This is a genomic window from Halobacillus sp. BBL2006 (genome assembly GCF_000786645.1).
GTDB lineage: Bacteria > Bacillota > Bacilli > Bacillales > Halobacillaceae > Halobacillus.
Window position 1 is genome coordinate 1 of record NZ_JRNX01000200.1, and the last position, 8,524, is coordinate 8,524.

Here is an 8,524-nt window from a genome sequence, read left to right on the forward strand (position 1 = left end):
CTCCTTACGATCGGCAGTTTGCTTCGAAGTCTGTTCCTCAGCGTGCCATGCAGTTGTTTGCAGGACCTTTGATGAATTTCGTATTAGCTATCGTGTTATTTATGATCCTCGGCTTTATTCAGGGGGTGCCCGCTGATGAAGCGAAATTAGGTGAAATCCAAGAAAATTCCCCCGCTGAAAAATCTGGTCTGATGGCAGGGGATGAAGTAGTAGCGATTGATGGTGAATCGGTCAGTTCTTGGGAAGAATTCACAATGATTGTTCAGGATCATCCGGATAAAGAAATTACATTGACGGTTGAACGTAATGGTCAAACGGAGCAAATCCAAGTGACTCCTGCCTCTATAGAGGACCGTGATCGAACCATAGGACAGGTCGGTGTTGCTCGAGCATTTGAGGATTCTTTCGTCAAAAAATTGACGTTCGGTTTTACTCAGACGTATGAATGGTCTGCATTGATTCTTACGAATTTAGGTAAGCTTGTCACCGGACAATTTTCACTAGATATGCTCTCAGGTCCTGTCGGGATTTATGATGCAACTGATCAAGTGGTTCAAACCGGATTTACAAACTTTATGATGTGGACGGCAATCCTTAGTATCAACTTAGGAATTGTCAACTTACTTCCATTGCCAGCTCTTGATGGTGGCCGATTATTGTTCGTCGGACTTGAAGGAGTTCGCGGGAAGCCGATCGATCCTCAAAAAGAAGGGATCGTCCACTTTATTGGATTTGCATTACTCATGTTATTGATGCTAGTTGTTACATGGAACGATATCCAACGACTATTCTTGTAAAAGATTGGGCTGGAAGCCGATTGAGACAACAGCTCTCCCTAGGCTTCCGGCTTGTTTTATTAAATATTGAATGAACTGAGGTGCTTGTATATGAAACAAAGTCAAATGTTAATTCCTACGCTGAAAGAGAATCCTGCTGATGCAGAAATAAAAAGTCACCAGCTCCTCGTTCGTGCTGGTTACATACGCCAAATTGCTTCTGGCATTTACAGTTTTCTTCCTATCGGTCGTAGAGTCTTAAGTAAAGTGGAAAATATCGTTCGTGAAGAAATGGAGAAGATCGGTGCTCACGAAATGATCATGCCTGCACTAGAGCCATCGGAATTGTGGAAGGAAACAGGGCGCTGGACGACCTTCGGCTCAGAGTTGATGCGGATTAATGACCGTCATCAACGTGAATTCGCCTTGGGAGCCACTCATGAAGAGGTCATCACAAGCCTTGTTCGTAATGAAGTGAAAAGTTATAAGCAGCTTCCGTTAACGGTCTTCCAAATTCAAAACAAATTCCGTGATGAAGCAAGACCCCGTTTTGGTTTATTAAGAGGACGTGAGTTTTTAATGAAAGATGCTTATTCTTTCAATGAGTCTTACGAAAGTCTTGATGAAACCTATCAAAAAATGTTCGATGCTTATTCTAATGTTTTCCGCCGCTGCGGATTGAATTTCCGAGCTGTTATTGCTGATTCAGGAGCTATGGGTGGTAAAGATACACATGAATTTATGGTTCTTTCTGAAGTAGGTGAGGATGTGATCGCATATTCTGATACCTCTCGCTACGCAGCTAATATTGAAATGGCTCCTGTTGTAGGAGATTATGAAAAATCAACAGAAGAGCCTAAAGAAATGGAAAAAGTAGCGACGCCTGATCAGAAGACGATGAAAGATGTGGCTGATTACTTAGGTCATGAACTCCATAAAGGCCTTAAATCCATTCTCTTTAAGGTTGATGAACAGTTTGTTATGGTTATAACTCGTGGAGACCATGAAGTTAACGATGTAAAATTGAAGAATTTATATGATGCAGGTATTGTTGAGTTAGCTAGTGAAGAGGATACTAGGCGTTTGATTGGAGCAGGGTTTGGTTCACTTGGCCCGGTCAACGTTACCGATGTGGTCGATGTTGTAGCAGACCTTGCCGTTGAAGCATTAGTCAATGTTTCCTGTGGTGCAAACGAAGAAGGATATCACTATACTAACGCCACACCTGGTAGAGATTTTGATGTGAAGCAATACGCTGACTTGCGCTTTATCCAAGAAGGGGATCCGTCACCAGATGGTGAAGGTTCCATCGTATTCGCAAGAGGGATTGAAGTTGGACATGTGTTCAAGTTAGGAGAATTTTATTCCGAAAAAATGAATGCCACTTTCTTGAACGACCAAGGAAAAGCGAAGACGATGATCATGGGATCTTACGGTATCGGAGTTTCCAGAACATTGGCAGCTATCGTGGAGCAGTATCATGATGATCGAGGGATCACATGGCCTGCGAACATAGCCCCTTTCCAAGTTCACCTTCTTTCTCTTAACCCGAAAAAAGAAGAGCAGAAAGAGTTAGCAGATCGATTATATGAAACGCTGCAAGCTGCTGGGATTGATGTATTGTATGATGACCGGAAAGAACGAGCTGGCGTAAAATTCGCCGACAGTGATTTGTTTGGTGTTCCATTACGCATTACAGTAGGTAAGCGAGCATCTGAAGGTATCGTCGAGGTAAAAGAACGTTCTTCAGGCGAACAGGAAGATAAGGATCACGCAGCCATTGTAGACTACGTGAAGAATTGGTACCAAGCCTAATTTTTGAACCATAGATGAAATACCCTTGCTATAATGAAAATAGGCAAGGGTATATTCATGAGCAGATGATTTAGATAACAAGAGGAGGAATCACATTGGGTGTAAGCAATCAGGAAAAAATGCATTATTTGTTGGAACAAATCCAGTTCCCCCATGATCTGATTGAACCTCATTTTAAAGACAGCAGCATGCAGAAATTAACTGTTTTCAAAGAAAAGAAACAATGGCATTTTCATTTTCTATTCCCAAAGCCATTGCCGCCGTCTGTGTATGAGTTGTTTACAGCAAAGCTTACGTCCACATTTCGGTCCATTGCCGAAGTGAACTGGACGATTGAAACAAGTAATAAAGCATTGACTCCTGAAGAAGTAGAGGAGTATTGGCAAGGTTTTATTAAAACGATGACGAACTTGACTCCAAGCTATAAAGATCTTCTTATGGAGCAAAAACCAGAAGTTAACGGAAATAAGATTATGTTAACTTGCCGTAATTTAGCGGAGAGTCATGCTGTTAAGAAAAAATTAGAAGAACCTCTTCATCACTTTTGTGCTCAAGTAGGATTACCAGCGTTCATGCTTTCCACTCAGGTGAAAGAAGAGCAGGAACAGATTAAAAAATTCCAGGAAGAAAGACAAAAAGAAGATAAGGTTCTTGTTCAGCAAGCTGTAAAACAACAAGAGGAAAGAGCTAAAAAAGAAGAAGACGACAAACCGAAAGGACCGCTTGAAATTGGTTATAAAATTCAAGAGGATCCTGAACCGATGGAAACGATTGAAGAGGAAGAACGCCGAAAAGTCGTCCAAGGATACATTTTTGATGTAGAAGTGAAAGAACTAAGATCAGGCAGAAACTTGTTGCTTTTAAAAGTAACAGACTATACAGATTCTTTCTCTATTAAAATGTTTTCTCGCGGAGATGATCATGCAGAAATGTTTAAGCATGTGAAAAAAGGTATGTGGATTAAAGCGCGAGGTGGTATTCAAACGGATAACTTCACGAATGAGCTTACGATGATGGCGAATGACATTAACGAAATCAAGCCGAAGCTTCGAATGGATGATGCACCAGAAGGAGAAAAAAGAATCGAGCTGCATGCTCATACAACGATGAGCCAGATGGACGCGCCTGTATCTGCCTCAAGACTGATCAGCAAAGCAGCTGATTGGGGACACCAAGCCATTGCAATTACTGATCATGCTGTAGCACAAGCTTATCCCGAAGCTCACTCTGCGGGGGAGAAGAATGGCATAAAAGTCATTTATGGATTAGAGGCCAACTTAGTCGATGATGGTGTTCCGATTGCCTATGAAGAACAGGACCGTGTATTGGAAGATGACGTTTATGTTGTCTTTGACGTGGAAACTACAGGTTTATCAGCTGTTTACGACAAGATTATTGAGTTGGCGGCTGTAAAGGTGAAGGGCGGAGAGATTATTGACCGTTTTGAATCCTTTGCAAATCCTCACCAGCCATTATCACAAACAACGATCGATCTTACAGGGATTACCGATGACATGGTAAAAGACGCTCCAGAAATCGAAGAAGTTTTAAAAGATTTTCATAAGTGGATGGAAAACGATATTCTCGTAGCCCATAACGCTAGTTTCGATATGGGGTTCTTGAACGCTGGGTTTAAATTGATAGACTATGGGAAAGCTGCCAATCCGGTAATCGATACACTGGAACTTGCTCGCCTTCTTGTTCCAGAGCTTAAGAATCACCGCTTGAATACTCTGTGTAAAAAGTTCGATATTGAACTGACTCAGCACCACCGGGCGATTTATGATGCAGAGGCAACAGGTTATTTATTATGGAAATTGTTGAAAAAGGCTATTGAGCGTGGGATTACTAATCATAAAAATCTTAATGATTACATGGGAGAAGGTAAAGCCTATCAGCGTTCTCGTCCTTCACACTGTACATTATTAGCAACCAGTAGTGCAGGGCTGAAAAATATGTATAAATTGGTATCTGAGTCCCATGTGAATTACTTTTATCGTGTGCCAAGAATCCCTCGTTCAAGGTTAAGTAAGCTGAGAGAAGGGATTTTGATCGGCTCTGGGTGCGATAAAGGTGAAGTATTTGAAACAATGATGCAAAAATCAGAAGAAGAAGCCGAAAAAGTGGCTGAATTCTATGATTATATAGAAATTCAACCACCAGGCAATTATTATCACTTGATAGAAAAAGATCTTGTCCAAAACGAAGCTCAAATTTATGACATTCTAAAACGATTGGTAGCGATGGGAGAGCGGTTAGGCAAAACTGTAGTCGCTACGGGGAATACACACTATGTTGAAGAGCACGAGCGCCAATACAGACAAATCCTTATTTCTTCCCAAAATGGGAACCCTTTGAATCGTCAGACGCTGCCGAAAGTCCATTTCAAGACAACAAATGAAATGATTGAGGAGCTTTCTTTTCTCGGAAAAGATAAAGCAAAGGAACTTGTCGTTACTAACACGCACAAGGTTGCCGATCAGATCGGTGAAGTTACTCCAGTAAAAGAGGATCTCTTCACGCCGAATATCGAAGGAGCTGATCAGGAAATCAGGGAGATGTCCTACAATAAGGCGAAAAGCATCTATGGTGATTCACTTCCAGAGCTTGTCGAAAAACGATTGGAAAAAGAACTGGATAGTATTATCGGGCATGGGTTCGCCGTCATCTACCTGATCTCCCAAAAACTCGTCACAAAATCACTTGAAGATGGATATCTGGTGGGGTCTAGGGGATCCGTCGGGTCTTCCTTTGTTGCTACCATGACGGATATTACAGAAGTCAATCCCTTACCACCGCACTATGTTTGTCCGTCCTGTCAATACTATGAATTTTTTGATGATGGATCAGTGGGAAGTGGCTTCGATCTGAAAGAAAAAGACTGTCCGGAGTGTGGAACAGCACTTAAGAAAGATGGCCAGGACATTCCATTTGAAACGTTCCTAGGTTTTAAAGGAGACAAGGTACCGGATATTGACTTGAACTTCTCGGGAGAATATCAACCGAGAGCTCACAATTACACGAAAGCGTTATTTGGAGAAGACAATGTATTTCGTGCAGGTACGATCGGTACCATTGCAGAGAAAACCGCTTACGGATACGTCAAAGGCTATGCTGGAGATCGCCAGCTGCAATATAAAAACGCAGAAATAGACCGCTTAGTCCAGGGATGTACAGGGGTTAAAAGGACTACTGGTCAACACCCAGGAGGAATCATTGTAGTTCCAGATGATATGGAGATTTATGATTTCTCTCCGATACAATTCCCTGCAGATGATATTAAATCTGAGTGGCGGACGACTCACTTTGACTTCCACTCCATTCACGATAACTTGCTGAAATTAGATATTCTGGGGCACGATGATCCAACCGTTATCAGGATGCTACAGGATTTAAGTGGCATAGACCAAAAGGAGATTCCAGTAGATGACCCTGAGGTTATGAAGATTTTCAGCGGACCGGAAGCTCTAGGTGTCACGGCAGACCAGATTATGTGTAAAACAGGGACTCTGGGTGTGCCGGAATTTGGAACGCGTTTCGTAAGACAGATGCTCGAAGACACAAAACCGAGTACGTTCGCTGAACTCGTCATCATTTCCGGGTTATCTCACGGAACAGACGTGTGGTTGGGAAATGCGGATCAATTAATCAATGATGGAATCTGTACGTTGCCGGAAGTTATCGGATGTCGTGACGATATCATGGTTTATCTGCTTCACAAAGGCTTAGAACCGTCGCTCGCGTTTAAAATCATGGAGTTTGTACGGAAAGGCCGTGGGCTTCAAGATGAGTGGATTGAAGAGATGAAAAAGCATGGTGTGCCGGATTGGTATATTGATTCTTGTAAAAAAATCAAATACATGTTCCCTAAAGCACACGCTGCCGCTTATGTATTGATGGCTGTACGAATTGCTTATTTCAAAGTTCACTATCCAATTTACTTTTATGCTGCTTATTTCACTGTAAGAGCAGGAGACTTTGAGTTAGATACGATGGTGAAAGGTTCTGATGCTATTCGTCGTCGTTTGGAAGAGATCCAATCCAAGGGTCTTGACGCTACTCCGAAGGAAAAAAACTTAATGACCGTTCTGGAACTATCGCTTGAAATGTGTGAGCGTGGATACAGATTTAAAAATGTCGATCTATATGAGTCCAGTGCAACTGACTTCCTTGTAGAAGGAAATGCATTGATTCCTCCATTTAACGCTGTGGATGGACTTGGGACAAACGCCGCAATCAATATTGTCAAGGCACGCGAAGAAGGAGAGTTCCTTTCTAAACAGGATTTAAGAGAAAGAAGCCGAATTTCTAAAACTGTCTTAGAGTACCTCGATAACTTCGGTTGCTTAGAAGGCATGCCAGATGAGAACCAATTGTCCCTCTTCTAGCGCATAGAATGTTTGAATTTCTTTCGATAGTAAGCTTAAGCTCTGTCTAAGGGCCGTTTGCGTTTTTCATTTGTTGCATAATTAAAGCAACTATGGTATATTTTTTATGGTGACAAGAGCGATACGAAAGGATGAAAGAGTGGGGCAACCCACTCTTTCGTCATATTCTACGCTGCGTTTGTCGAGAAACGTTGATTCATGAGAGGCCTCAATGGCCAAGGGACCTAACCGCTATGATTCTTGTCATAGCGGTTTCTCTTGGACTCTCGGCTTAACAAAATCCCTCTGCTGGAGAATACTTAACTGAAAACTTCAAATGGATGTCATACTAAAACTACGAATAAATGGAGAAAATCGTAAAAAAGGAGGGAAGAGCATGAGTAATCATGTCATTGCCGTTACTGAGAAAATGGTTCAACCTATATTGGATGAAATGAATTTGGAGCTTGTTGATATCGAGTACAAGCATGAAGGAAGCAATTGGTATTTGCGTGTATTCATTGATAAGCCAGGTGGGGTGGACATCGAGGAATGTGGTCAAGTTTCCGAACAGCTGAGTGAAAAGCTGGATGAAGAAGACCCGATAGAAATTCCTTATTTCTTAGAAGTTTCCTCACCAGGGGCAGAAAGACCTTTGAAAACACAAAACGATTTTGAAAAGTACGTGGGTGAGCACGTATATATGAAACTTTATGAACCAATTGATGGTGAGAAAGAATTTGAAGGAACGCTCGTTTCTTTTGAAAATGAAACAGCTGTTGTCGAGATTAAAATTAAAACACGTACAAAACAACTCGAAGTTCCTTACAATAAAATTGCGAAAGCTAATCTAGCTGTCACGTTTAACTAAGGGGGAGAAAACTGTTGAGTAGTGAACTATTTGATGCCATGGATTATTTAGAAAAGGAAAAAGGCATCGACAAAAATTTGTTATTGGAAGCTCTGGAAGCAGCGCTGATCAGTGCATATAAGAAGAACTTCAATTCAGCGACAAATGTTCGTGTGGATATCAATGAAGATGAAGGAAGCATGAAGGTATTCGCTAGAAAAACGATTGTTGAAGAGGTAATGGATCCTCAACAGGAAATTTCTCTGGAAGAAGCAAAAGAAGTAGCTCCAAATTACGAAGTCGAAGATGTTATTGAAGTCGAAGTAACACCAATGGACTTCGGAAGAATCGCTGCTCAAGCTGCAAAACAAGTGGTTACACAACGAGTACGTGAAGCTGAGCGAGGAATTATATATGGGGAGTATGTTGACCGTGAAGAGGATGTCATGACTGGAATCATTCAACGTAAAGATCCGAGGTTTGTTTATGTGAACTTAGGAAAGATTGAGGCAAGACTACCTGAAGGGGAACAGATGCCAACAGAGACATATGAAGTTCACGATCGTTTGAAAGTCTTTGTTACAAAAGTTGAAAACAGCAACAAAGGTCCACACATTTATGTATCACGTACTCATCCAGGACTTTTAAAGCGGTTGTTTGAAATGGAAGTCCCTGAAATTTATGATGGGACGGTAGAAGTAATGTCTGTGGCTCGC

5 protein-coding genes are annotated in these 8,524 nt (G+C 41.7%); all 5 read left to right on the top strand.

What is annotated here, in order from left to right:
- A partial coding sequence (gene rseP, locus LD39_RS07005; protein ID WP_035544480.1) for an RIP metalloprotease RseP occupies positions 1-797 on the top strand: 797 nt, incomplete at its 5' end.
- Positions 798-887: 90 nt separating this feature from the next.
- A complete protein-coding gene (locus LD39_RS07010; protein ID WP_035544483.1) occupies positions 888-2,591 on the top strand; it encodes a proline--tRNA ligase in 1,704 nt (567 codons plus the stop codon).
- A gap of 95 nt (positions 2,592-2,686) precedes the next feature.
- Positions 2,687-6,979: a PolC-type DNA polymerase III gene (locus tag LD39_RS07015; RefSeq protein WP_035544486.1), complete on the top strand. Its 4,293-nt coding sequence runs from the start codon at positions 2,687-2,689 to the stop codon at positions 6,977-6,979.
- Between the two features lie 376 nt (positions 6,980-7,355).
- Complete coding sequence (gene rimP / locus LD39_RS07020) at positions 7,356-7,829, top strand: ribosome maturation factor RimP (RefSeq protein WP_035544487.1); 474 nt, start codon at positions 7,356-7,358, stop codon at positions 7,827-7,829.
- Positions 7,830-7,843: 14 nt separating this feature from the next.
- Positions 7,844-8,524: NusA N-terminal domain-containing protein (locus LD39_RS07025; RefSeq protein WP_035544490.1), on the top strand; the 681-nt coding region annotated here is incomplete at its 3' end.

What these genes read in the sequence shown, in the direction of transcription:
- rimP (WP_035544487.1), top strand. Translation starts at nt 7,356, where the DNA reads ATGAGTAATCATGTCATTGCCGTTACTGAGAAAATGGTTCAACCTATA.
- LD39_RS07010 (WP_035544483.1), top strand. Translation starts at nt 888, where the DNA reads ATGAAACAAAGTCAAATGTTAATTCCTACGCTGAAAGAGAATCCTGCT.